Origin of the sequence: Alteromonas sp. NFXS44 (assembly GCF_040148705.1) — a bacterium.
Lineage (GTDB): Bacteria > Pseudomonadota > Gammaproteobacteria > Enterobacterales > Alteromonadaceae > Alteromonas.
Genome location: NZ_JAGDEA010000008.1, coordinates 147028 through 171546, shown reverse-complemented (window position 1 = coordinate 171546; position 24519 = coordinate 147028). Strand labels below are relative to the sequence as shown.

The following is a 24519-nucleotide window of genomic DNA, read 5'->3' as shown; positions in this document are numbered from 1 at the left end:
TTTTGCAATGACGGGGAGATTGACGCAGCAAATGATCACCTGACTGTCACATTGGTGAGCCAAAATGACCCTGTTACTACAGAAATAAAACGGGTAAATCATCACTTCCCCGTCTGATTTAAGGTTATTACAGGTTATGAATGCGGTTTATCGTTACCGGCAAAGTCATCTCATTGGTGCCAGTATTGGCGCTCAGTGCATTGCATTATATTTAAGTTTTTCCCATGGACAGTTAAAGCCATTTGATGAGATTGCCTGGCTGGATGTCACCGGCGAGGGCAGCGTTATGCTGTTCGCATTTGCCTGGATTATTGCTGCTATTGCCAGCAGGCCACCCGGAAGGGTAACCACCTTGCTGGTGGCAGGCCTGAACTGTTTTGCTTTTACTGCATTGCTCGATTTTCTGGATGAAATGTTCACTTACTCCGCAGCTTCAGACTGGTTAAGCATGCTGGAGTCTATGCCGGCTGCTTTTGGTATGGTGATCATGACAGCCGGATTGCTGGGCTGGCACGACGAGCAGAAAGCACTGAACAGGCAATTGCAGCGCAGAGAGTGGGCTTTACGTAATCATGGGCAGATAGACAGCGTCACGCAACTCTATCTGGCGGATTACTGGCAGGAACGGCTCACTGACCTGAAGCAGCAGGGCGGCAGAGGCAGTGCCATCATGATTGACATAAACGGCTTCTCGCGGTTTAACGAAGCCCACGGTTATGCGGAAGGTGACCGGTTTTTGCAGGAAATCGCCCGCTTGCTGGTCATGCATGTGCGTGAGTCAGATCTCGTTTGCCGTTATGCTGGAGACCGCTTCGTGATCTTAATGCCTGATACGGCACGTCAGGATGCCCGCCGGATTGCCGGCGATATTCAAACTTCTGTACATTGTCTGGCATTTAAAAGCGGCGCCAATACAACGGCCTTGTTTCAGTCTGTCCGTACGGCTGTTGCAGAGTTTGATGAACACCATGACAGCGACAAGTTGTTGTCAGATCTGCAGGACCAGTTAAATCATCAGGATACGCAGGCAGCATGAAACAGCCGGGTCATTCTTTATCTTCAGAGCCTTTGCTGAATACGGAAACCCGGTGTGTCAGCGCATTGCCGTTTTGCCAGACGCTGCTTAATGTGGCGTGTGCCAAAGGGGCAGATAAAAACAAGGTGCTTCGGGGAACCGGTGTTTTCGACACAGACCTCATGCAGGAGCGTGCTTTTTCACAGTTACAGATAGCAGCCCTGGTGCTGAATGCCGATAAATACGCCGGTGTGCGGGATTTTGCCTTTCAGGCCGGGCAGGCACTGGCAACATCACAGTATAGTGGTGTCCTCAAAGCCATGGGATACAGTAAAAACCTGAGGCAGGCTTTACTGATTTTGCGTCGCTTTACATCTCACATATCGCCGTTAGTGTCGTTTGGCGTATACCCAAGGCCGCAGGGTATAGTGATCACGCTGCGGGACAGTGCCGGCAAACATAAAGCGTTCGATGCTGCATCACTCATGGTCTGTTCCGCATTCATCGCGTTAACGAAACAATGGTGCGGTCAGAGACTGCCACTGAGTTTTCATTTTCCGTTTTCCCGCCCCCGTCATATCGCTGAATTTGAAATGCACCTCGGCCGGCGCCTGCATTTCGATTCTCCCTGTTTCTACATGACGGTAGATAACGTATCCTTACAGAAGCCTTTTTTGCATTACGATACCTATTTGCTGAAAGCATCGGTTACTCACTATAAAAAGCACTTAATCAGCGGTGTACAGCTGCCGGATTTTATCCGTAATGCAGTTATGCGTAACCCCCATCTTTGCGCTACAGACCTCGCGTCAGCGCTGGATATCAGCCCGGCCACACTGAAGCGAAGACTAAAAGCTTGTCACTGCACGTTTTCAGCGCTGGTTGATGATGTACGGCGGGAGCAGGTCATATTCCTGTTACAAATTTGCCGGTTATCTAACGAAGAGAGTGCGTTGCGGCTTGCCATTTCCGACCTTACAAATTTCCGGCGGGCAGTAAAACGCTGGACAGGTTTAACCCCCGGCGAATTGCGAAGCCGTTAAACAACATAACGGCTTTATGGTAGACTCTTCCTCTTTTTTCGATGTCCCAGCAGTAGTAAGGAAAGAGTCTTGTCTTCTGAGCCAGCCGCGCCTTCTGTTTCTTCATTATACGACCAGTTGTCATTGTGTATGCTGGCCGATCGTTTTCCTTTACGCCGTCGCATTCAAAAACTCAGCGGGTTGCTCAAATCTCAGTCTGACCAGGCGGCTGATGCCATCAGCGATGTTATACAGCGTATTGACGCTTCAAAAGCGAAACGTGCATGGCGGGCGGAGAATTTGCCGGCTATAGAATATCCGCCGTTACCTGTCAGTGATAAAAAAGATGACATTAAACAGGCTATCGCTTCTCATCAGGTGGTCATTGTTGCGGGTGAAACCGGCTCGGGAAAAACCACCCAGCTTCCGAAGATTTGCCTGGAGTTGGGCCGGGGCGTGGACGGCATGATTGCCCACACCCAGCCAAGGCGACTGGCTGCCCGCAGCGTGGCAAGCCGTATTGCTGAAGAACTGAATACACCGTTAGGTGAAAAAGTGGGTTTCAAAATCCGCTTTTCAGACCAGGTCAGCGACAGCAGTTACGTCAAGCTTATGACCGACGGTATGTTGCTGGCGGAGATGCAGCAGGACCGTTTTTTAAATCAGTACGACACTATCATTATTGATGAGGCCCACGAACGCAGTCTCAATATCGATTTCCTCCTCGGGTATTTACGTCAGCTATTGGATAAGCGCCCCGAACTTAAGCTTATAATTACATCGGCGACCATCGATCCTGAACGTTTCAGCAGACATTTTAATGACGCGCCGATTGTTGAAGTGAGCGGCAGAACCTATCCGGTGGAAATTCGTTATCACGATCCTGAAGAACGGGAAGATGACAACGATCAGACTGATGCCATTGTACGGGCTGTTGATGAGCTTAAACGGGAAGCGCCCGGTGACATTCTGGTGTTTTTAAGTGGTGAGCGGGATATCCGCGATACCCAGGATGCTCTGCAGAAGCAGCAATACCGGAACACTGAAATCGTCCCGTTGTACGCCAGATTGTCGGCAGCAGAACAAAACCGTATTTTCCAGTCTCACAGTGGCCAGCGCATAGTGCTGGCCACCAACGTAGCGGAAACCTCGTTAACGGTGCCGGGCATTAAATACGTTATTGACCCGGGGACCGCGCGTATTTCACGGTACAGCGCCCGCAGCAAAGTGCAGCGCTTACCCATTGAACCGGTATCTCAGGCGTCTGCGAATCAGCGGGCCGGACGATGCGGGCGGGTATCAGACGGGATTTGTATCCGCTTATACAGTGAAGAAGATTATCTTGGTCGTCCGGCGTTTACCGATCCGGAAATTCTGCGTACTAATCTGGCATCGGTCATTCTGCAGATGCTGGCGCTGGGGTTGGGGGATATCGGCGCATTTCCGTTTGTTCAGCCACCGGACAGCCGCAATATCACCGATGGCTTCAGGTTGCTTGAAGAAATTCAGGCGATTAAGCGGGGTAAAGGCCAGCCAAAGTTAACGGACATGGGCCGCAAAATTGCCCGCTTACCGGTTGATCCCCGCTATGCCCGTATGGTCATCGAAGCCGGGCGCACGAATGCGGTGCGGGAAGTCATGGTGATTGCCGCCGGTTTATCTATTCAGGATCCCCGTGAGCGGCCACAGGAAAAACGTCAGCAGGCAGATGAAAAACATAACGAATACCGTGACAAAGACTCAGACTTTATCAGTCTGTTTAATTTGTGGCAGTCATTCAGAGAACAGCAAGCTGCGCTGTCTAATAATCAGTTGCGCAAGTGGTGTAAAGCGCAGTTCATCAATTATCTGCGTATGCGTGAATGGCAGGACATTGTCAGCCAGCTTAAAAAATCTGTAGCGGAAATCGGTTTGGGGATCAGCAAGCAGGATGCTGATTTTCAGTCAGTACATCAGGCGCTTTGCAGCGGTTTGTTGTCGCACCTGGGCATGAAAGACAAAGAGCGGGAATATCTCGGCTCACGTAATTCAAAATTTATGATCTTCCCGGGCTCCGGCCTGGCAAAATCACAACCTAAGTGGATCATGGCGGCAGAGCTGGTGGAAACGTCGCGCCTGTTTGCCCGCATGAATGCGAAGATTGACCCGACATGGGTGGAGCCTCTGGCAAAGCATGTGACCCAGTCCAGTTATTCAGAGCCTCACTGGTCTAAAAAGCGCGGCGCTGTGGTGGCTTTTGAAAAGGTCACCCTGTTTGGCTTGCCCATCATCCCGAAGCGGGCTGTGGTTTACAGTCAGATTGATCCGCACGTGTCTCAGGATTTGTTTATCCGTCACGCGTTAATTGAAGGTGATACCAAACTGACTAACAGCGTACTGGCAGATAACCAGGCATTGCTTGATCAGGTCGATGAACTCGAGCAGAAAACCCGCCGCCGGGACATCATGGTTGACGAAGAAGCGCTGGTGGCCTTTTATGCCCAGCGTTTACCGGTGGATGTTAATAACGAAGCCGCGTTTAAAAAGTGGTGGCAAAAACAATCCGACAAGAACATTCTCGCCTTCACCGAAGAGGATGTGTACCGCCAGCAGCCTGGCGCGAAGACCGCCAACGCCTTTCCCGATGTCTGGAAGCAGGGCAATATTACGCTGCCTCTACGTTACCATTTCGAGCCCAATGCCGAAGATGACGGGGTAACAGCAACCATTCCGTTGCCCATATTAAATCAGGTATCAGATAAGGGGTTTGACTGGCTGGTGCCCGGGTTACAACACGAATTGATTGTCAGCCTGATTAAAAGCCTGCCAAAACGTTTACGCAAAAATTTTGTGCCTGCACCGAATTATGCAGAAGCCTGCCTTGAAGATATCAGCGCCTTTGACAAGAACGGTCAGCCGGTGCCGCTTTTACAGGCATTGTCTGACAAACTGCGCCGTATGACAGGCGTTATTGTGGAAGAAGAAGAGTGGCAGCTGTTTCAGCTTGAACGGCATCTCAAAATGCACTTTGCTGTGGTTAACGACAAAGGTGAGGTGATCGCCCGTGGTGATGATCTGGAAGCATTGAAGAAGCAATGTCAGGGGCAGGTGAAAGCCACCTTTGAAAAGGCTGCAACGCCGGAACTTGAGCGCAAAGGGCTGGAAAGCTGGGATTTTGAACAGCTGCCGGAAACCTTTACGCAAAAGATGGGGGGCTTTAAAGTACAGGCGTTTCCCGCTCTGGTCCGCCGTGGTGACAAAGTTGATATAGTACTGGTGGACGAGCCTGAAAAAGCGAAACAACAACATCAGGATGGCGTCAACGTGCTGATCCGTAATGCTATGCCGTCGCCACTCAGCTATCTGCAAAGTAAATTGCCGAACAAAGCAAAACTGGGTTTGTATTTTAATCCTTTCGGCCAGATCAAAGCGCTCATTGACGACTGTATACTGGCCGGTATTGATGATTTGGCCAACACCTTTAAACAATCACAAGGTATTGAAATACGTGACGCTGAAACCTTTAAACAGTGCGTCGATTTTGTCAGAGCTGAAATTAATGATGTGGTGCTGGACATAGCCGGGCAGGTGGAAGAGGGTCTTACTCTCGCGCACCAGTGTCAGAAGCAAATGAAGGGTAATGTGCCGCTCAACATGGTCAGTGCCCTCGGCGATGTGAAACAACATTTGTCTACACTGGTTTATCCGGGTTTTGTCTCGGATTTAGGTCGCGGAAGGTTGCCGGACTGGAACCGCTACATTAAGGGACTGGCGCGACGCCTGGAAAAGCTGCCCATTGACCCGAATAAAGACCGCATGCATCAGCAAACCATTGAAAAAGTGGTGACTGCGTTTAATAAAGCCTGTAATAAATACCCGCAGAATAAGGCACCTGCTGAGCTGCTTGAGATCCGCTGGATGATTGAGGAACTGCGTGTTTCTCTGTTTGCCCAGCAACTTGGCACCGCCTATCCGGTATCAGCAAAAAGAGTTTTAAGTGCGCTGGAAAACTTTTAATAAAAAAGTCGCGTAAAGGTATGTGATATCGCGAAAAAGCGTGATGGATATACGTTGATATTAGACCACATATCAAACTTTCGGTGACTCTTCGGCGATCTCAGTTGACATCACCGGGGTGTCGTCCTATAAGTGATGAAGTATATTACGAGGTTGCTACCAGAGGTTGGGAGAAGTAAGACATGTTAGGATACGACGATAAACGTAATTTTTTCAGGATGATGGTTAACTCGCCTTGCCAGGTACAGATTAACGACGAAGAATCCAGCCGTACTCATCAGGCAGTATGTAAAGATATCAGTGCCACAGGCATGTCTCTGGAAGTTGAAGAGCCATCCATTGAAGTGGGTACGCAGGTTAACGTTTCTATCGACTCCAACAGCTCTCAGATCCCGTCCTTGTCGGCCATTGCAACCGTGGTTCGCTGTGTGCCTGAGACAGACGCCAGCTGTATTATTGGTGTAGAAATTTCAGAAATGAAGTAACTAACTCATGAAGTAACTGATCAAAGATCAGTTACTTCACACACCAGACCCTTCAGGTAATAACCTTCCGGATACGTGCCAATGACAGGGTGGTCTTTGGCCTGAGTCAGGCGTTCAACAATCTTAATTGTCTTACCGGCATCCAGCGCGGCATCGGCCACAATCTTCTGGAATAAATCCGCCGGCATCAGGCCTGAGCAACTGAACGTCAGCAGTAAACCGCCTGATTTCACCGCATGCATACCGTACATGTTAATGTCTTTGTAGCCACGTGATGCGCGGCCCAGTGATGCTTTGCTGTCGACAAATTTGGGGGGATCCAGGATCACCATGTCAAATTGTCGTTGCTCTTCGTGATACTTACGCAGAACCTGAAACACATCGCCGTTCACCATGTCGCAACGGGCATTGTCGAGACCATTGATTTCAAGATGCTTTGCCGCAAGCTCAAGCGCCGGATCAGACACATCCACATTGGTGACATGCTTCGCGCCGCCCTGTAACGCGTAGCACGAAAACGTGCCGGTATAGCTGAAACAGTTCAGCACATCTTTATCTCTGGCATAGCGCCCGGCCGCTGCGCGGGCATCACGCTGATCAAGGTAAAAACCGGTTTTATGGCCATTGCGAATATCTACCTGAATCTGAATACCATTCTCCAGAATTGTGACCACCGGTTCCGGATCGCCATGAAGCGTCTGCACCAGTGGCTCCAGTCCTTCTTTTGCACGCACATCCACATCGCTGCGTTCAAAAATGTCTTTCCCCGGCAGCACTTTTTTCAGTGCCCACACAATCTTGTCACGTTGCTTATCAGCACCGGCACTCAACAGTTGCACGACAATCACCGTGTTGTACACGTCGATAGTCACGCCGGGCAATCCGTCAGATTCTGATGCGATGAGGCGATAGCTGTTAGTGTTGTCGTTTATCACCAGGTTTTCACGGAGGGTGAGGGCAGTATAAAGGCGACGAACAAAAAAGACATTGTCTACCGGTTCATCTTTGTTAAAGGTCCACATGCGAACCCGTAACTGGGATTCAGGAGACCAGGCTCCGCGGCCCAGCCAGTCACCTTCTGCACTTAGCACATCAACAGTGTCTCCGCTGCGGCAACGTCCGTTAACCGTGGCAACGGCACTGGCAAAAACCCAGGGATGACGACGGCGCAGTGATTTATCACGTTGAGGTTGTAAGACGACGGTGGCAGACATTGTTATGATAACCCTTAGATGAAAGTGGCGCGCAGTATAGCTTTTCTCATTATCCGGCGCGACTTTTGAACCGAATATTTGTGACGACCATAGGTATCTTTGAATTCAGATCGTCAAACGAGGGAGTACAGCGATGCGATATATCGATTTTGACAAGGGCGCGGGGCCGGAATCTTTGAAGATCAGTGAAACGGATACGCCTGCTATCGCCAGTGGCCAGGTGCTCGTTAAAGTGCATGCATTCGGGGTAAACCGCGCCGACACCTTGCAGCGTCAGGGAAAATATCCGCCACCGCCGGGTGAAAGCGACATTCTCGGACTGGAAGTTTCCGCGGTAGTGACTGACGTTGCCGATGATGTCACTCAATGGAGAACGGGTGATAAGGTGTGCGGTTTGGTAGCGGGTGGCGGCTACGCTGAATATGTGGCGGTAAATGCACGTCATCTGATGCCGGTGCCACAGAGCATGTCGTTGACACACGCAGCAGGGCTCACGGAGGTGTTTCTTACCGCCTGGCAGGCGCTGTTTACCATTGGTAACCTGCAACCTCAGGATAAAGCCCTTATTCACGCCGGTGCCAGCGGTGTAGGCCTGGCTGCGCTGCAACTTTGCAAACTGAAAGGCATTGCCACAGTCACCACCGCGTCTTCTGAAGATAAATTATCACAGTGCAGTGATATGGGGGCGAACCTGACCATTAATTATAAAGAACAGGATTTTGCTGCTGTTTTGAAAGACACCTGGCCGGAAGGCGTAAACTTTGTGCTCGATTTTGTGGCAGGGGATTACCTGAACCGTAACCTTAAAGTACTCGCGCAAGACGGGCACATCGTTTATTTAGCCATGCTGGCAGGGCGTTTCGCAGACAAGTTAGACATGGCATTGATGTTGGGCAAACGCGCCCGCATTCAGGGGTCAACGCTCAGAAACCGCAGCGACGCTTACAAGGCTGATTTGATCCGAGATTTCTGCGAACACGGACTGCCGGGCTTTGACGACGGTACGCTCACTGTGAACGTAGATACCGTGTTGCCAGTTGAAGATGTCGCTACTGCTCATGCCCGCCTTGAAGCCAATGACAGTCGCGGCAAAATCATTGTTGAGTGGTAATGGAGTTGGTTAGTAAGACTACAGACAGTACCGCTATGAATGAGCCGGAACCTGCTTTAGTTCAGTTTGAAGGTGTAAAGCTGGCGCAGCTTCTTCACAGAGGTTCACCGCAAACGCTGATGGCTTCCGTTGGTGCTTTTATTCAATGGCGAAAATTGAATGGCTCGCCGCCTTCTCAAAGCCGGACGTTTAACATCTTTTATTCAGACCCCCTCAATACTGAACCTGCGGCTTTTACCTTCGGTATTGCAGCAGAGCATGACAAAGATATTGCGCCGAATTCTCTGGGTGTTTCTGAAGCTCATATTCCAGCTTTGCATTGTTTAAGCTGGATAGAAACAGGCAGTGACGGAAAGTTACAGCAGCGCATTGAACAGGTTATTGGCGAAGGGGGTTATGATTGGCACTTTGAACAATTCCCACCGTTCATAGAACGACTGCGCTTTTACCCGGATGTGCCCATGGCAGAGGCGAAAAACAGGGTGTATTTGCCGGTGCGTTCATAAGGTCGATTGATTCCGAACGACCGATTTGTACGTAAAGCGGTCATTGACACATTGATGATTACGCGGTGACAAAGAGTGAATTGCAGTCTAATGGTTTTAGCATGTTTGCCTTAGCCAACTTTGCTTGTGGGTAAAAGCAGATTTCGGGATAGTTTGAAAAAAGCAATTTGATGGAATCCGATTGGAGACTTCTCACTAAGAATTAATTAACCTCATCGATCTGTGTCGTTTGGACGAACACTTTAAATCATCAGTAAGTCCAATGTCTGCGTGGCGGGATTGGGTTGTAGGAGAAGGTTTCACAAAACTTACTATTAAACTAATGGACATTCTCGAAAAGGATTACTCTGAAGTTTTTGAAAGGAGTTGGGGGGACACCTAATAGCCATAAATCAGTATCGCCTCCCGAATGCAGCCAAATGGGATCTATTGTTTCTGACATTGAAGTACCGCGGTTAATAAGTCCATGAATAACCGGAGTGTATTGGTCCTGTCATCTGGAGTAATAAGACCTGAAGTGCACCACTCGCTAAATTAGGCGGCATCACGCAGTTCATTAATTATAACTACGATGAAACCTAAGTTTCTAAGTTCACGGGAACTAGAACAGACAACCAAATTGACAATGAGAATGGTTATCATTATTGTTATAGTTATAGTCTAATTTACAGTAAAAGGAATATTATGAATGTTAATTAAGTCTATCTTCGGTCTGCTTTTTATTTTTGCTTTAACTAATCAAGCTTTAGCCGATGAGTATATTGAATGTAATAACTGTAGTGCCACTCAGCGTTTGAATACGGCGAATACTTGGGCAAGGGAAAATACGCAACGAGGCTCAAGCGAATTTTTTAGAGTGAATGTTATTGATTTAGGCAAATATCAAATCTCAACTTATTCAGTTGGGTGGCGATACATATCATTACCTGGGGGACCCGGCCCTTCAGGGGCCTGGGTTACTTATAGTCAAGATAATAGAACATGTTCCGCAGACCAAAAGTACATGGACAATCTAAGAGAGGCCCTTAGTACATATAAACATTCTGTGGAAAGCGTTGAAATCCCCAAAGAAGTGATTGGAGAATCTTGGGAAGTCGTTAACTGCGCATACTGTCAAAATAGGGTTGAATCATTCTTGTCCGAAACTTTTGATGGTCAAACTGAGACAATTGCTCAACTATTGGGACAGTTGGCTAGCGCTTTTAATCTAGTTGATGTATCAAAAATATCGAATACTTACAGAGTCCCTTTAGAAGCCGGAGGGTACATGGAAATAGATATTGAGGTTTTAGCTGACTTGTCTATGAGAGCGACCATAGATAAAGTTGTCGACTCCAACGGCAACGATATTCCTTTTAAAGCGGAGGATTTAAAAAATTTGAGGATATCAGTATCAGACCTATTTAGAAATTCAGCTATCAATGGGCAAATTAACCCGCTGTCGTATCAAATTCCACCGCAGCGAACAGGAGTAGTCACTATTACTGATTGTGGAATTGATATACCTACAGGCTGCAAGAATACAGGAAATTAATTAAAAAAGTAGTGGTTTACGTAGCCCTCGCTAGTAATGCCAGTCAGTTAAACGACTGGCATTACGTTTTAGTCAGATATTATCGTGACTGTAATTTCTATCCACCCCGAACAGTTTTTGTCTTACAACCACTTTTGATTCTGGATTTTACGCGAATTCAACTCCGAAGTGCATCACTCGCTAATTTACCGCGGTCTTAGGTAATTCGTTGAATACCGCAACAGGTTGCATGAAGCCGGGACACTTTCTCGCTCTAAGGATCGATTGTCTGAATCGCTTTTAAAGTCTCCTTTAATCAAATGCAGGCATTTCATCGATACAATACACTTACATACTCACAGAAAGGTGTTCACGTAAACGTCTACGAAAATAATATGCCAGAAAACCCGTCACATGCACCGATAAGCTGTTAAGGTAGAAGAAAAATTACAAGGATAAGTATGAAGTATTTCAAATGGTTGTTTTCTGCAGCAGTGCTTGTTTCATCATTTCCGGGTCTGGCAAATGATTATGAAGTGGTGGACATAGATTCAAAGGTACTTGGCGAACAGCGGCAATATCAGGTTTTGCTACCTGAGGATTATTTCACCACATCACAGAATTACCCGGTTATTTACCGGCTTGATGGAGCTGAGAATATTCCTCTCATGAAAGAGGTTCTGGGCAGATTAAAAGATGCTGACGCAGCCCCCGACGTTATTATCGTGGCGGTTGAAAATACAGACAGACTCCGCGACATGTATCCCACTGTGAATCAGGACAGAAATGGCCCTGTTGGCATTGGCGGCGGGGCTAAAAAATTTCTTGCGTTCATTGAGCAGGAACTCATCCCCGATGTTGAAAAACGGTATCACACACATTCGACCCGTATTATTTCAGGGGCATCGGCTGCCGGTGTGTTTAGTTTGTATGCCATGCAACAACGAGCGGGCCTTTTTGATGCACATATCGCTTATAGTCCTGCGGTTTGGTGGAACGCGGGCGCGATGGTGGAACGAACCGAAAAGTGGCTTTCTGCTGAACCGTCTGAATCTGCCTATGTTTATATGAATATGGGTAACGAAGGGCTACCAATGCGACCTTACTATGACGAGCTGTTAACTTCGTTTTCAACCCATGGCAACCCTCATTTAAATATTGTGGTAAACGAGCACCCGCGCGTTTCTCATGGGCTGACATCGGCGGCTGGCATTTTTAACGCATATCAATCATTTTTCATGAGCAAAGCGTTTCCCCGTGAGAAAGTGACTGCAGATATGCAGGATATCGACGATTACTACCGGCGTTTAGGTGAACAATGGGGTATCGACCCGACACCACCTGAAAACGTGGTTCGGGAGTTAGGTTACTACTTTGACTGGCAGAAAAAGCCTCATTTAGCGATGAAGTTGTATAAGCATAATATGTCCCATCACCCTGAAAACCCTGATGCTATTGCCGGTGTTGCATATGGCTATGAAGGACAAAATAAGCTCAGGGAAGCGCTGACCTATGCGAAAAAAGCACTGGCTGTCGCTACAGAAGATATTCCTTACTACGATTATTTTGTTGAGAATGTAGAGCGCTTAGAAAACAAAGTGAAAGGCACAAAGAAAGCGAATTAATTCGCTTTCAAAGCCCGCCACAAAGGTCTAAAAAATTGCCTGTCGAGAATGAAGATTTGTCAGACGAGAGCCAATAGATGGCTTCTGCCACTTCTTCTGGTTCACCGCCGCGTTGCAGGGGAATAATGCTCTTTAATCTCTCAACTCTTTCAGGTTCACCGCCGTCAGCGTGCATGTCTGTGTTTATTAAACCCGGACGGACACAATTTACCCGAATGCCTTCAGCGGCGACTTCCAATGAGAGGCCTCTGGTTAAAGTATCAATGGCTCCTTTAGAAGCTGCATAATCGATATATTCATCCGGCGAACCGGTACGGGAGGCACCCGATGAGACATTTACTATAGTGCCTCCTTGTCCGCCACGATGTGTCGACATGCGCTTCACAGCTTCCCGGCAGCAAAGAAAGTAACTGGTTACATTGTTAGTCAAAATGCTGTTGATTCTTTCGGCCGTCAGCTCTTCGAGCCGCGATTGCTGACGCAAAATGCCCGCATTGTTTACAAGAACTGATAAATATCCCTGTTCATCGTCAATTCGCTTAAACAGTCGCATTACACCGGCTTCCTGAGAGACGTCGGCCTGAACGGCAAAGCAACGACCACCCAAAGTGTTAATCTCATGAGTTAAAACTTCAGCCGCTTCCAAATTAGACTTGAAATTGATACAAACCGTATATCCTTTTGCGGCAAACAATTTAGAAGTAGCAGCCCCAATACCGCGGCTACCACCAGTGACTAAAACGATTTTTGAATCATCCATGAATTTACCCTGCGTTACTCAAAATACGTGCCTGAGGTGTTGCGTTCAAAAGGATAATCATCTATTTATCCGCCAGGTTTTATTTGCACCGGTGAATTAACCGGAAAAGCCGGTATCGTCCTGCGTAGGACTGCCGGCAGCTTCACGGGCTAAATCATCAACCCGCTCATTTTCCGGATGGCCGGAGTGGCCCTTAACCCAGTGCCAGTCCACATCGTGCTTCTTTACGGCTTCGTCCAGACGCTTCCACAAATCTGCGTTCTTGACCGGTTTTTTGTCTGCAGTACGCCAGCCGTTTTTGCGCCAGTTCTTGATCCACTGGTTAATGCCGTTTTTCACGTACTGACTGTCGGTGGTAATGTCTACAAAGCAGGGTTCCGTCAGACATTCCAGTGCAGCAGCGGGGGCCATCAGTTCCATGCGGTTATTGGTGGTTTGATTAAAACCCTCACTGATTTCTTTTTTGTGTTTTCCGAATATCAACAGTGCGCCATACCCGCCTGGTCCGGGGTTGCCTAAACAGGAACCATCGGTATATATCGCGATTTTTTTCTTTGCCATGAAGGGCCTTTTTTACGTCAGAAATGTGTTTCCGTGATAATGTCCTGGTATACTAAAGAACTGAAACCGCCTGTGCCAGCGAAAATCTGAAATTCGCGGGGCACCCGGCAACTATAAGATAAAACAAGGTGTTGCAGACATGCGTCAAATCGTGCTCGATACAGAAACCACGGGTATCGAACCTAAAGAAGGTCACCGTATCATTGAAATTGGCTGTGTTGAGGTTGTTAACCGCAAACTTACCGGCAATCATTTTCATGTATACATCAACCCTCAGCGAATTGTTGAACAGGAAGCGATTGAAGTTCACGGGATTACCAATGAATTTCTGGCAGACAAGCCTTTGTTTGCAGACGTGGCGCAGGACTTTATCGACTTTATCACCGGTGCCCAGCTGGTAATTCATAACGCGGCCTTCGACGTCGGCTTTATGGATCACGAATTCGGTATGAATGCTCCCACTGCCGGGGTCAAAACTCACGAAATTTGTTCTGTGCTCGACAGCTTATCCCTTGCCAGAAAGATGCACCCGGGGCAGAAAAATAACCTCGATGCATTGTGCCGGCGCTACGGTATAGACAACAGTCACCGGGAACTGCACGGCGCTTTGCTGGATGCCGAAATTCTTGCTGATGTCTATCTGTTGATGACCGGTGGCCAGACAAAACTGAATCTTGCCGGCCAGAACAGCGAAGGAAGCGGTGATACTCAGGGGATCCGGCGTATCCAGCGAAACGGAAATAAATTAAAGGTTATCCGCGCCTCCGCCGATGAATTAGAACAACATGAAGCACGACTGGATATTGTGCAAAAGAGCGGTGGAAAGTGTTTGTGGCGAGCAACTCCCGAAAGTTAATTCCTTTTTTAACTTCTATCTGGCTATTTTTTATTGCCGGCAGTTTTTCGCTGTCAGCACAGCAGGCCGGTGATGAACCGGCCGTAGACACCAGTGCGTTAACCGCACTGGGTGACGATTATCAAAATTCTATTCTTTTGCTTCGTAACCGCTTCCGCATTGATCATGAAGTGGACGAAGTAACCATGGTTTTCTTCCGTGAGTTTGGTTCTGCACCCGTGGTTCTGGTGCGACCCGACGGCTCGAAGATATTCTCCTCTCAGGCTGAAAAAAATAATGTGGAATGGTATGACGATGATACCTTCGACATGATTAAGATAAAAAATCCGGTGCCGGGACCTTGGCAGGCTGTGGGGCAGGTGTTACCGGAAAGCCGGGTGATGGTACTTTCAGGCATTGAGCTTCATGCCGATCCTCTGCCGGCAGTTATATTCTCGGGTGAAGTGCTCAAACAAACCGCCTATCTGACGAATGGTGGCAAGCCCATTGATTATTCGGCTTTTCGTGAAGTGGTTGATTTGTCCATCGAACTCAAAAGTACCAATAATCCGAACTTTGATAACTTTGGCGCGAAAGACGAACTCATTGCCACCTTTGAAGATAATGGCAGGGGCATGGACGAAGCGCCGGAAGATGGCGTGTTCACCGGTCAGTTTAATCTGGCAATCCCTTCCGGTGAGTGGCGTCCTGTTTTCACCGTGGACACTCCCATGTTTTCCCGTGAACAAATTGATCCGGTTATCATGTTACACCCGAACCCTGTGGTATTGAGTGAAACACTGGATGACGGACAACAGGGTTACCACGATTTACATATTGATGTGGTGCGTGACCAGATTGATATTGAATCGTTATTAATAGACGGAAAGGTCAGGTTTCCCAACGGCGATATTCAGAACTTTTCCATTACTGAACCTTCATCTGAAGCCCGCTTACACCGGCTCCTTGCCTATGAAGACGGTTTGTTCAGAGTAAAGATCACTGCTTACGCGAGCACCACCGATGGCAGGGACGTGATCCTCGATGTGCCGGAATATACATTTTTAGGCGAAACCGGCGGCGAAGAGAGTGACGAAGCGCCTGTAACAGGTGGAGCTGGGGATCTTGAAGCGGCATTATTAAAAGACACGCCATCCATGCCGTCTGTACAACTGCCACCGGAAGAGCCCGGAATGGATGACGGCACAATGATCATGCTTATTGCAGTGGTAAACGGCTCGATAATCCTGATTGGTGTGCTCATTGTAGGCTTTATTGTATGGAAGCGGAAAAAGGCTGCAAAACCTGCGGTTGCTCCGGCAGCGCCTCAGGCTACTACAGGCGCAGAAGATAAAGAGAAAAAGCCGGGCTTGCTGGCTGGTTTACTGTCGAAATTTAAAAAGAAGAAGCCTGACAGCGCAGAAAAAAAATAGGACAGTGTCGTTTTCAACAGATGACTTACATGGCTGAAACACGGTTTGCAGGCCCTGCCAGCATGGTATACGGTGGTTATTACATCATTATGGCGAATAATCAGGCAAACGATGTATGTTGGCACATTTTATCTAAAAAAACCGTTGACTCGACCATAGGGAATACGTATTATCTGCGCCGCAGTCAGGGCAGAGACTTCAATAAAGAATCTGCAAGCTGCTGAAAAAATTGAAAAAAGTGGAGCGGTAGTTCAGTTGGTTAGAATACCGGCCTGTCACGCCGGGGGTCGCGGGTTCGAGTCCCGTCCGCTCCGCCACTTTCAATAGCAAAACTAATATGGTTCTTCGGAGCGGTAGTTCAGTTGGTTAGAATACCGGCCTGTCACGCCGGGGGTCGCGGGTTCGAGTCCCGTCCGCTCCGCCATTTAGTTTCGCGCATTCTCTTGTGTGGAGCGGTAGTTCAGTTGGTTAGAATACCGGCCTGTCACGCCGGGGGTCGCGGGTTCGAGTCCCGTCCGCTCCGCCATTCAAGAGACACAATATCCCAGTGGAGCGGTAGTTCAGTTGGTTAGAATACCGGCCTGTCACGCCGGGGGTCGCGGGTTCGAGTCCCGTCCGCTCCGCCACTTTCCTCTAAAGTTATCTGTTTTTCAACGCTTTCTGTTGGTCATTTGCATCCCTCACGTTAGTATTCGCTCAGGTAGAATTACTTCCGGAAGCTAGATTTCATATGGATGCACTACTCGCGTGTCGCGGGATTTCAAAAACTTATCATGACGGCGAAACCGATACGCCGGTTCTCTCTGATGTGTCACTTACCGTACAGACCTCTGAGCATGTCGCTATTCTCGGCAGTTCGGGTTCAGGAAAAAGTACCTTACTGCATATTCTCGGCGGCCTGGACAAACCTACCGAAGGTGAAGTCTGGTTTCATGGCGAGTCTATGACAGGTATGAAATCGTCTCAGCTTGCGGCACTGCGCAATCAGAAAATTGGTTTTATTTACCAGTTCCATCATCTTCTCCCTGAGTTTTCAGCACTGGAAAATGCAGCCATGCCCTTACTGATTGGCGGTATGCCGGAAAAAAAGGCAAAACAGGCGGCAACTGACATGCTGGAACAGGTGGGGTTAACGCACCGGTTGATGCATAAGCCATCCGCGTTATCAGGTGGTGAACGTCAAAGGGTTGCAATTGCCCGTGCGCTGGTAAATCGTCCCGCTCTGGTTCTGGCCGATGAGCCCACCGGAAACCTGGACAATAAAACTGGCGAGCAGGTCTACGGTTTACTGACATCTCTCAGTGAAAGCCTGGGCACCAGTTTTGTTGTCGTGACCCACGATAATGCGCTGGCTGCAAGAATGAACCGCACTTTGCATATTAAAGACGGATTGCTTCACGGGGAGGCGGCAGGTTGAATCTGGCATGGCAACTTGCATCTCGCTTCCGGCGCGGCAAGCAAAAAAATGGCTACATTTCTTTTATCTCCTTCTCCTCCACGGTAGGGATTGGTCTGGGGTGTTTTGTGCTCATTGTTTTGCTGTCGGTAATGAACGGTTTCGAACGGGAATTGCTGAACCGTATACTTGCTGTTATCCCTCATGGCGAACTCTACGCCGTTAACAGTGAAGGCATTGAAAACTGGGAAGAAGAGATAGCCCGCCTTGAGCAGGATCCCAGAGTGGAGAGCATTGAGCCTTATACAAAAATTACCGGTATGTTGCAGCATAAGGGTAGCCTGAAAGCTGTCGAAATTACCGGTCTTGATATCAGCCGCGCCAGTCATGACCGCTGGCGGGATCAGGTGACGAAAGCCGGCTGGCAACAGTTTACCTCGGGCGATGATCAAATTTTGCTGGGGCAGGGACTGATACAGAAACTGTCGTTATCGGCTGGTGACCGCATAGGTGTTCTGATCCCGACAGCGACAGATAATATGGCATTCAAAGCCCCCCATCTGATGCATCTTACTGTAGCAGGCAGTCTGAACGTGGGCGGTGAAATGGATAATTACCTGGCGATGATGCACCTGAACACCGCATCAAAGGAATCCGGCGTAACCACCGGTGCCCAGGGCCTGCGTTTTATGCTGAAAGATCCTTACGACGCCTATGACACCATGCGCAGTATTGGTTATGATTTCAGCCAGGCGGTTTATATTTCCTACTGGATGCGTACCCAGGGACACCTCTATAACGATATTCAACTGGTGCGTGTTGTTGTGATGATTTCACTGACCCTGGTGATTGCCGTTGCCTGTTTTAACATTGTGTCCACTCTGGTGATGGCCGTCAGGGAAAAACAGGGAGCCATAGCAATCCTGAAAACCATGGGAGCAGGAGACAGTCTTATCCGCCGCACATTCATGATTCAGGGCCTTATCAACGGCGTAACCGGCATTGTTTGCGGCACCGTGGCAGCGGTATTCGTGGCGCCTAATCTTTCTGCCATTGTCGCTTTTATTGAAAAGCTGACAGGCATAACGGTGTTGTCCGGAGATATTTACTTTATCGATTTTCTGCCGTCAGAATTGCAGTGGCAGGACGTGGTTATTACTGTATCGACTGCCTTTGTATTGTGTTTGCTGGCAACATGGTATCCGGCTTCAAGGGCAGTAAAGGTTGATCCGGCAAGAGCACTGAACGGTTAGCAATAATGTTGTGTGTTCTGAGCATAAAAAAAAGGTGGCCGGGGCCACCTTTTTTCTTTTAAGCATTTTTATCGAAGTGTTCGAAGTCCACCGTTTCTTCTTTTATGCCGGCATCAGGGTCATTGTAAACCGCTTCATCCAGTTCGCCTTCACTCTTTGCCACCACACAGGAAACCATACAGTCACCGGTGATGTTAACGGCAGTACGGGTCATATCCAGTAAACGGTCGACACCGATAATCAAACCGATACCTTCCACAGGCAGATTCACCTGTTGCAGTACCATAGCAAGCATTATAAGGCCTACGCCCGGCACACCTGCCGTACCTACTGAAGCCAGTGTGGCGGTGAAGACCACCATAATGTAATCACCAAGTGTCAGATCCACTCCATAAACCTGTGCGATAAACACGGTGGCTACACCCTGCATAATGGCAGTGCCATCCATGTTGATGGTCGAACCCAGCGGAAGCGTGAAAGAAGAAACCGATTTGCCCACGCCCAGTTTGTTACGTGCAGTTTCCATGGTCACCGGTAAGGTGGCGCTGCTGCTGGATGTGGTGAAAGCAAACAGGGCGGCGTCGCGCATTTTCTTAATCATGGTAAACGGGCTAAGACCGGTCATGGTTTTAAGAAGCACTGAATACACAATCGTACCATGCAGAATAAGCACGACTAATACGAGGAAAAAATATTTCGCGAGACTGCCAAGCATATCACCACCGATGGTGCTGAACAGTTTGGCCATTAATACGAACACACCGTATGGCGCCAGATTCATAATAATGGTAACCAGCTTCATGATAATCGTATTTAAATCTTCAAATACCGCGCCCAGACGTTTGCCGGCATCGCCGGTCATCGCCATAGCTACACCGAACAACACGGCGAAGATAATAATTTGCAGCATGTTTCCTTCCGCCATGGATTTTATGGGGTTGGTAGGGAACATGTTAATAATAACCTGAGAGAAGGAAGGGGCTTCTTTAGCCACATAGCTTGCATCGGTGGGCATTAATACGTTACTGCCGGGACTAACAACTAATCCCAGACTGATGGCCAGTGTAATTGCGATAGCTGTTGTGAGTATATATAACGATACGGATTTGAGGCCCAGACGACCCAGTTTTCCGGGATCAGATAAACTGCACGTACCGCATACAAGTGAGATAAACACTAGCGGGACGACCAACATTTTCAGGCTGGCGATGAAGATTGCACCGATTGTGGAGAATATACCTTCTACCAAAAAGGTATACGTGGAAAATTCAAAGCCGAATATCGAAAAGCGAAAATCTCCGCTATTATCGAAAAGAAGCTGAAGTAACCAACCGGTAATGATTCCGGCGCCCATGCCGATAAAGATTCTGGCAGTGAGGCTAAGCTTATTAGCAGATTGAGACATGTGGGTTCCCTAACAACAATGTTATTGATTTTGTTATAGCTTTAGTGTGCCAGAATCTTATCAGATTGAAATGAAAAATATTTCAGTATTGTCATTTACTAGAGGTCCAGGAAGACAACTATGAAAACACTTTCCCAGTCTCTGACGCTGTTCAGTATGCTGTTCTTATTATTTGCCTGCGGAGGCGGCGGCTCATTAGAGCGTGAATCCGACAGCAGTAGCGGCTCAGGAGACTCTGACGACACTGACTCAACTTACACGGTTTCCCTTGCTCTCGTAAACCAGAATGATGAGACTGACCGTAATCTTGCGACAGATAACCCGCTCACACTGAACGCGACAGTGACTGACAATGACGGGGCGCCGCTGGCAGACACCTTAATTACCTTCACATTATCTAATGAAGAACTGGCTGTTTTCGGTAATGATACCGGTACAGCGCGTACAGATGATGCCGGTGTCGCTACTATTGATCTTACCGTTGGCACAGCAGCCGGTGATGGTCAGATCACAGCCACTTTACCTGATGGTACTGAAGGCACAACGACATTTACCTCGTCCGGCAGTAGTTCGGATGAAAACGCGGTCTATACAATTTCGCTGACTCTGGTAAACCAGACGGGTGAGGCTGACCGTAATCTTGCATCAGACAATGCACTGATCCTCAACGTCAGTGTTACCGATCAGTTCGATAATCCTCTTACCGATACCCTGATTGATTTCACGTTATCTGATGAAAATATTGCCACTTTCTCAAACGACACGGCTACCGCCCGCACTGATGATACCGGCGCAGCGACTATCGGTCTTGCTGTTGGCAGTGCCTCAGGTGACGGTGAAGTCACCGCTACATTACCTGACGGTACGACTGCTTCTACCACTTTTTCCTCTGAAGGCGCTTCTGTGATCACGGAAGTTCCGGCTGTTCTTGAGTTGTACACCACTTCGGTACAACTGGCTTCCAGCGGTTCAGATGACATTGAATTAATTGCACTGGTTAAAAATGCTCAGAGCGTATTAATGGAAGGGGTTGATGTGTCATTCTCTGCACCTTCTTCAGCCGGTGTAGAAATTCAGCAGGTTGACAGCCAGACACTGGAAAACGGTACGGCAACAGCCAGACTGACCAGCCAGAATAATGCTGCCAACCGCACTGTCACCGTGACTGCCGCCGCCGGCGACCTGACGCAAACCATCGACATTGAGATTTCAGGTACTGAGGTCACTATTAACGGTGCCCGCTCAATTACTATTAATGATTCCACCACTCTGACGTTGCGGGTTCAGGACTCGGACGGCACAAATATTCCTAATCAGGCCATCGAACTGGCTGCAACATCCGGCGAATTATCAGCATCTTCTGTCACTACAGGGGCGAATGGTCAGGCTACCGTGCAATTTACCGGTACCGAATCAGGTTCGTCCACGGTGACAGCGTCTGCGTTAAATGCCATTGGCAGTTTCACAGTCACCGTACAGGAAGATGACTTCTCCTTTACCACAGTGCCTGCGGAAGAAGTGGCTGTTGCACCGGATGACAGCTATGAAGAAGCGAATTACACCACACTGACAGTGAGCTGGAACAAAGACAATGCCCCTTTTGCCGGCGGAACAGTAACTTTTACTGCATCCCGTGGTGATATTCGCCCGGGCGATGAAAGCGGTACTACCGACGCTAACGGTGAGTTGTCCTTTGATATCGCGTCAACCAATGCCGGCTTATCTTCTGTAACTGCAACCGGCGTGGACGGTGACGGTAATGAAGTGAGTGCGACAGTTGATATAGAGTTTATTGCCACCGATGCTGACAGCCTTTATGTGGATGCGTCTCCTGATCAGATTGGCCCTGACGGACAAACCAGTACCATTACTGCGATAGTCCGTGACCCTGCGGGCAACCTGGTGAAGGGCAAAGTTGTCAGCTTTACAGTGAACGACACCAGTACCGGTTCCATTTCACCGTCACAGGCAACCACTGACAGTAACGGTATTGCTTCAACAGTATTCACATCCGGCGCAGTAACCAGCGAAGATGCGGTGATGGTAACAGCAACAGTGGTTGATGATGTCGCTGTAACCGGCGATGTGACACTTACTGTAGGAAACCGGGCATTTGACGTATCAATCGGTACCGGTAATGAAATTGAAAAACCCGATAGCACAACATACCTCAAAGAGTTTGCTGTGTTTGTAACGGATTCGGTGGGACAGCCAATTGAAGGGGTGTCGCTGACTGCATCGTCTACACCTGTAAAGTATGCCGATGGTGGTGAATTCTACAAGGGATATTGGGTATGGGTTGACCCTGTATGGGTTATCCGTGATGTCGATTCAGACGGGAATATTCTGGGTACCTATACCGCCGAATGTGTGAACGAAGACATTAACGGAAACGGTATTTTAGATTCAGGCAATTTTAATGCTCAGCGCCTGGCTTCGGATACTACAGACTTTTCCAATGGCGAAGACATTAACCGTGATACTTTCCTGACCCCCGGTATTGTTGGTTCACTGACATTCAAGGATGGTATCAACGAGACCGATGAAAATGGGCAGGCAACGCTGGAACTCCGTTATCCCAGAGAATATGCTGGATTTTACGAAGCTGAGATTTCTGTATTTGCACAGTCTACAGGTAGTGAAGCCAGTGCGAGTATGAAGTATCTGTTCGCAATCGCTGCAGATGATGCTTCGAATGAAAATATTCAGCCACCTTCCAGTCCGTTCGGAGTGAGTAGCCAATGTACAGATGCTGAGTGATTCAGCTCCCTGACAAAAAAGCCGTCACCTGAAGTGACGGCTTTTTCATATCTGCCTGTCCGAAAGGGTTAATTAAACCTGCTGGAAGGGGTAGACCGAACCGAGTTTCATGATTTGTGTCAGTTCATCCAGTGCGGTGCGGCTTTCTGTGAGTAACTGCGGGTCACGTAAATCCTGCTCAGACAAGCGGTCACGGTAGTGTTTTTCCACCCACTGATTCAAACGGGCAAACAGGATGTCATTCATCAGCGTATGCGGGTTTGCGGCCTTTAATTCTCTCTCATTCATGGCTACGCGTAACCGTAGACAAGCCGGACCACCGCCGTTTCGCATGCTCTGCTTAACATCAAAGTATTTCACTTCTTTTACCGGCGTGTCCATGGCTGTGAGAGTGTTTAAATAATCAGAAACTGCCGGGTTTTCCTGACATTCTGCCGGTGCAATAATTGCCATGTGACCCTGCGGCAGGGTGATGATTTGAGTATTAAACAAATAGGTACTGACCGCGTCCATTACAGAAACAGCACTGGTAGGTACTTCAATGAAGTGCAGCGGACTTTCACCAAATTTGCGGCGAATTTCTTTCAGTACAGAGCCGGTATTCAAAAAGGCCTGCTCATGATAGAAAAGGACGTTCTGGTTACCTACTGAAATCACGTCGTTGTGGAAGACTCCCTGATCAATCACATCCGGATTCTGCTGGATATACACCACTTTTTCATCTTTCAGACCGTGCAGACGGGAAATAGCCTGTGAGGCTTCAAACGTTTGTCTTGCAGGGTAACGCACCGGTGCAGGTTTACTTTGGTTAAACGCATACCGGCCGTAAACGAACAGTTCTACACCGGCTTTGCCGTATTCAGTACACAGTCTGGTATGGTTTGCCGCGCCTTCGTCGCCGAAATGCTCGTTATCGGGCAGGTGAGTATGGTGAGCGAAGTATTTGTCATCATCAAAGGTTGCCTGCAAAATGGCACCGGTCACCGCCGGTTCAAGGGAACGGTGGAACTTATTGGTCAGATTGGCCGGGGTAAAATGAATTCTGCCGTCCAGTGTGTCAGCACCGGGTGAAACTGTTGCTGCATTGGCTGTCCACATGCTTGAGGCGGAGCAACAGGCAAGAAAGACCTGAGGCGCCTGCTTTGCAGCTTTATCAAGAACCTGTGCATCTGAACCGGAAAAGCCCAGACGTCTCAGCATGGCGATGTCAGGACGCTCCTGCGGCGCTAAAACACCTTGTTTCATTCCCATATCGGCCAGTGCTTTCATCTTCGCCAGACCTTGTTTTGCCGCCTCTTTTGGATTGCTGACAGCATTGGCATTATTTTGAGATGCAACGTTTCCGGTTGATAACCCCGCATAGTTATGAGTAGGGCCAACGAGTCCGTCAAAATTTACTTCAAATTGCTGCATGGAATTGCCTCTTGGAAATGGATCATGAATGACTGCCGGCCGTTGCTTGAATTTAGCGTAAGAACCCAAATAAAGCAGGGGAAGGCAGCAAATAAACCGTCTTTTTTGCTCACTGAATTGGCGGCATTATACGGTTTTTAATGGCCTTGCCAATGTGAGTGATTAAAAAGTGAACGGTTTGTGGCGGTATTTGAAGCAGGCGACAGAATAACTATT

At 48.4% G+C, this 24519-nt stretch carries 19 protein-coding genes and 4 tRNA genes; 18 read left to right on the top strand and 5 right to left on the bottom strand.

Annotated features, from left to right (window positions below; all coding sequences use genetic code 11):
* Positions 1-136 precede the first annotated feature (136 nt).
* The 4 genes from J3369_RS11835 (at position 137) to J3369_RS11820 (ending at position 6518) form a co-directional block, all read left to right on the top strand.
* Complete coding sequence (locus tag J3369_RS11835) at positions 137-1036, top strand: GGDEF domain-containing protein (RefSeq protein WP_349587027.1); 900 nt, start codon at positions 137-139, stop codon at positions 1034-1036.
* Positions 1033-2058 carry an AraC family transcriptional regulator ligand-binding domain-containing protein gene (locus J3369_RS11830; protein WP_349587024.1) on the top strand — a complete coding sequence of 342 codons (1026 nt, stop codon included), beginning with the start codon at positions 1033-1035 and terminating at the stop codon, positions 2056-2058. Before J3369_RS11835 ends, J3369_RS11830 begins: the two co-directional genes overlap by 4 nt.
* A gap of 129 nt (positions 2059-2187) precedes the next feature.
* Positions 2188-6033, top strand: a complete 3846-nt coding sequence (hrpA, locus tag J3369_RS11825; protein ID WP_502877445.1) for an ATP-dependent RNA helicase HrpA — start codon at positions 2188-2190, stop codon at positions 6031-6033.
* Positions 6034-6215: 182 nt separating this feature from the next.
* Complete coding sequence (locus tag J3369_RS11820; RefSeq protein WP_119501548.1) at positions 6216-6518, top strand: PilZ domain-containing protein; 303 nt, start codon at positions 6216-6218, stop codon at positions 6516-6518.
* Positions 6519-6538: 20 nt separating this feature from the next.
* Here the strand turns inward: J3369_RS11820 and J3369_RS11815 are convergent, their stop codons facing one another.
* Positions 6539-7732, bottom strand: a complete 1194-nt coding sequence (locus J3369_RS11815; RefSeq protein WP_349587017.1) for a class I SAM-dependent rRNA methyltransferase — start codon at positions 7730-7732, stop codon at positions 6539-6541.
* 133 nt (positions 7733-7865) lie between these two features.
* Between J3369_RS11815 and J3369_RS11810 the strand changes: the two genes are divergently transcribed.
* The 4 genes from J3369_RS11810 to J3369_RS11795 all read left to right on the top strand — a co-directional run bounded on the left by J3369_RS11810 (position 7866) and on the right by J3369_RS11795 (position 12487).
* On the top strand, positions 7866-8843 hold the full coding sequence (locus J3369_RS11810; RefSeq protein WP_349587014.1) for an NAD(P)H-quinone oxidoreductase: 978 nt from the start codon (positions 7866-7868) through the stop codon (positions 8841-8843).
* Positions 8843-9349: a GyrI-like domain-containing protein gene (locus J3369_RS11805; protein ID WP_349587011.1), complete on the top strand. Its 507-nt coding sequence runs from the start codon at positions 8843-8845 to the stop codon at positions 9347-9349. The genes J3369_RS11810 and J3369_RS11805 overlap by 1 nt, the downstream gene beginning before the upstream one ends.
* Before the next feature lie 688 nt (positions 9350-10037).
* A complete protein-coding gene (locus J3369_RS11800; protein WP_349587008.1) occupies positions 10038-10883 on the top strand; it encodes a hypothetical protein in 846 nt (281 codons plus the stop codon).
* A gap of 440 nt (positions 10884-11323) precedes the next feature.
* Entirely contained in the window at positions 11324-12487 is a 1164-nt protein-coding gene (locus J3369_RS11795; protein ID WP_349587005.1) for an alpha/beta hydrolase-fold protein, read from the top strand.
* A 7-nt stretch (positions 12488-12494) separates the two neighbouring features.
* Here J3369_RS11795 and J3369_RS11790 read toward each other — a convergent pair whose 3' ends face one another.
* Entirely contained in the window at positions 12495-13247 is a 753-nt protein-coding gene (locus J3369_RS11790; RefSeq protein ID WP_349587002.1) for an SDR family NAD(P)-dependent oxidoreductase, read from the bottom strand.
* A 96-nt stretch (positions 13248-13343) separates the two neighbouring features.
* Positions 13344-13808 (bottom strand): ribonuclease HI, encoded by a 465-nt coding sequence (gene rnhA, locus J3369_RS11785; protein ID WP_349586999.1) that lies wholly within the window; start codon positions 13806-13808, stop codon positions 13344-13346.
* A 139-nt stretch (positions 13809-13947) separates the two neighbouring features.
* On the opposite strand from rnhA, the gene dnaQ reads away from it, so the two are divergent.
* The 9 genes from dnaQ (at position 13948) to lolE (ending at position 18725) form a co-directional block, all read left to right on the top strand.
* Positions 13948-14664: a DNA polymerase III subunit epsilon gene (gene dnaQ / locus J3369_RS11780; protein WP_349586997.1), complete on the top strand. Its 717-nt coding sequence runs from the start codon at positions 13948-13950 to the stop codon at positions 14662-14664.
* The gene (locus tag J3369_RS11775) at positions 14640-16076 is read left to right on the top strand and encodes a TIGR03503 family protein (protein ID WP_349586994.1); all 1437 of its coding nucleotides are present in this window, start codon (positions 14640-14642) and stop codon (positions 16074-16076) included. The genes dnaQ and J3369_RS11775 overlap by 25 nt, the downstream gene beginning before the upstream one ends.
* 29 nt (positions 16077-16105) lie before the next feature.
* Complete coding sequence (locus tag J3369_RS11770) at positions 16106-16300, top strand: hypothetical protein (protein ID WP_303573947.1); 195 nt, start codon at positions 16106-16108, stop codon at positions 16298-16300.
* 16 nt (positions 16301-16316) lie between these two features.
* Positions 16317-16393 (top strand) — tRNA-Asp (locus J3369_RS11765).
* A 30-nt stretch (positions 16394-16423) separates the two neighbouring features.
* Positions 16424-16500 (top strand) — tRNA-Asp (locus tag J3369_RS11760).
* A 25-nt stretch (positions 16501-16525) separates the two neighbouring features.
* Positions 16526-16602 (top strand) — tRNA-Asp (locus tag J3369_RS11755).
* A gap of 23 nt (positions 16603-16625) precedes the next feature.
* A tRNA-Asp gene (locus tag J3369_RS11750) sits at positions 16626-16702 on the top strand.
* Between the two features lie 104 nt (positions 16703-16806).
* Positions 16807-17493 carry a lipoprotein-releasing ABC transporter ATP-binding protein LolD gene (lolD, locus tag J3369_RS11745; RefSeq protein ID WP_349586991.1) on the top strand — a complete coding sequence of 229 codons (687 nt, stop codon included), beginning with the start codon at positions 16807-16809 and terminating at the stop codon, positions 17491-17493.
* On the top strand, positions 17490-18725 hold the full coding sequence (lolE, locus tag J3369_RS11740) for a lipoprotein-releasing ABC transporter permease subunit LolE (protein WP_349586988.1): 1236 nt from the start codon (positions 17490-17492) through the stop codon (positions 18723-18725). Before lolD ends, lolE begins: the two co-directional genes overlap by 4 nt.
* Positions 18726-18783: 58 nt before the next feature.
* Here lolE and J3369_RS11735 read toward each other — a convergent pair whose 3' ends face one another.
* Positions 18784-20130, bottom strand: coding sequence for a dicarboxylate/amino acid:cation symporter (locus J3369_RS11735; protein ID WP_303574807.1), 1347 nt, complete (start codon positions 20128-20130; stop codon positions 18784-18786).
* 120 nt (positions 20131-20250) lie between these two features.
* On the opposite strand from J3369_RS11735, the gene J3369_RS11730 reads away from it, so the two are divergent.
* Positions 20251-22890 (top strand): Ig-like domain-containing protein, encoded by a 2640-nt coding sequence (locus J3369_RS11730; RefSeq protein WP_349586986.1) that lies wholly within the window; start codon positions 20251-20253, stop codon positions 22888-22890.
* A 72-nt stretch (positions 22891-22962) separates the two neighbouring features.
* On the opposite strand, the gene astB is transcribed toward J3369_RS11730, so the two are convergent.
* Positions 22963-24303, bottom strand: coding sequence for an N-succinylarginine dihydrolase (gene astB / locus J3369_RS11725; protein ID WP_349586983.1), 1341 nt, complete (start codon positions 24301-24303; stop codon positions 22963-22965).
* Positions 24304-24519: the final 216 nt, after the last annotated feature.

What these genes read in the sequence shown, in the direction of transcription:
- J3369_RS11805 (WP_349587011.1), top strand. Translation starts at nt 8,843, where the DNA reads ATGGAGTTGGTTAGTAAGACTACAGACAGTACCGCTATGAATGAGCCG.
- dnaQ (WP_349586997.1), top strand. Translation starts at nt 13,948, where the DNA reads ATGCGTCAAATCGTGCTCGATACAGAAACCACGGGTATCGAACCTAAA.
- J3369_RS11795 (WP_349587005.1), top strand. Translation starts at nt 11,324, where the DNA reads ATGAAGTATTTCAAATGGTTGTTTTCTGCAGCAGTGCTTGTTTCATCA.
- J3369_RS11770 (WP_303573947.1), top strand. Translation starts at nt 16,106, where the DNA reads ATGGCTGAAACACGGTTTGCAGGCCCTGCCAGCATGGTATACGGTGGT.
- J3369_RS11790 (WP_349587002.1), bottom strand. Translation starts at nt 13,247, where the DNA reads ATGGATGATTCAAAAATCGTTTTAGTCACTGGTGGTAGCCGCGGTATT.
- J3369_RS11835 (WP_349587027.1), top strand. Translation starts at nt 137, where the DNA reads ATGAATGCGGTTTATCGTTACCGGCAAAGTCATCTCATTGGTGCCAGT.
- rnhA (WP_349586999.1), bottom strand. Translation starts at nt 13,808, where the DNA reads ATGGCAAAGAAAAAAATCGCGATATATACCGATGGTTCCTGTTTAGGC.
- J3369_RS11800 (WP_349587008.1), top strand. Translation starts at nt 10,038, where the DNA reads ATGTTAATTAAGTCTATCTTCGGTCTGCTTTTTATTTTTGCTTTAACT.
- hrpA (WP_502877445.1), top strand. Translation starts at nt 2,188, where the DNA reads ATGCTGGCCGATCGTTTTCCTTTACGCCGTCGCATTCAAAAACTCAGC.
- J3369_RS11815 (WP_349587017.1), bottom strand. Translation starts at nt 7,732, where the DNA reads ATGTCTGCCACCGTCGTCTTACAACCTCAACGTGATAAATCACTGCGC.
- J3369_RS11735 (WP_303574807.1), bottom strand. Translation starts at nt 20,130, where the DNA reads ATGTCTCAATCTGCTAATAAGCTTAGCCTCACTGCCAGAATCTTTATC.
- lolD (WP_349586991.1), top strand. Translation starts at nt 16,807, where the DNA reads ATGGATGCACTACTCGCGTGTCGCGGGATTTCAAAAACTTATCATGAC.
- J3369_RS11820 (WP_119501548.1), top strand. Translation starts at nt 6,216, where the DNA reads ATGTTAGGATACGACGATAAACGTAATTTTTTCAGGATGATGGTTAAC.
- J3369_RS11830 (WP_349587024.1), top strand. Translation starts at nt 1,033, where the DNA reads ATGAAACAGCCGGGTCATTCTTTATCTTCAGAGCCTTTGCTGAATACG.
- astB (WP_349586983.1), bottom strand. Translation starts at nt 24,303, where the DNA reads ATGCAGCAATTTGAAGTAAATTTTGACGGACTCGTTGGCCCTACTCAT.
- J3369_RS11810 (WP_349587014.1), top strand. Translation starts at nt 7,866, where the DNA reads ATGCGATATATCGATTTTGACAAGGGCGCGGGGCCGGAATCTTTGAAG.
- J3369_RS11730 (WP_349586986.1), top strand. Translation starts at nt 20,251, where the DNA reads ATGAAAACACTTTCCCAGTCTCTGACGCTGTTCAGTATGCTGTTCTTA.